This window comes from Vibrio sp. HI00D65 (assembly GCF_001635455.1).
In the GTDB taxonomy this organism is placed as follows: domain Bacteria; phylum Pseudomonadota; class Gammaproteobacteria; order Enterobacterales; family Vibrionaceae; genus Vibrio.
Window position 1 is genome coordinate 1 of the sequence record NZ_LWEH01000362.1, and the last position, 341, is coordinate 341.

The following is a 341-nucleotide window of genomic DNA, read 5'->3' on the forward strand; positions in this document are numbered from 1 at the left end:
TGCGAAAGATGTAGCGCTTTCATACAAGCTGTTGCGTTTTGTGAATACCATGTCGCCGCGCCTTGAAGTGACCATCTCTTCTTTTCGTCAGGCTTTGGTGTATCTAGGGCAAGAGAAACTGAAAATGTTTGTTTCGTTAGCCGTAGCGTCTTATGTCTCTGATAAAAAGCCGAAAGAGCTGTATGGATTGTCTCTACAGCGTGCCCAGTTTTGTCAGCGTATGTCTCGCTATCAGGCATTTGAAGGATATAGAGAGCAGGCCTTTATGATTGGCTTATTCTCCTTGTTAGATGCGCTGTTGGACTTGTCGTTAGAGAACTTAGTCGAGCAGTTGCCGCTGT

General features: G+C 45.5%; 1 protein-coding gene. It reads left to right on the plus strand.

Annotation, left to right across the window (positions count from 1 at the left end):
• On the plus strand, positions 1-341 hold a 341-nt coding region (locus A3712_RS19900; RefSeq protein WP_157618827.1), incomplete at both ends, for an HDOD domain-containing protein.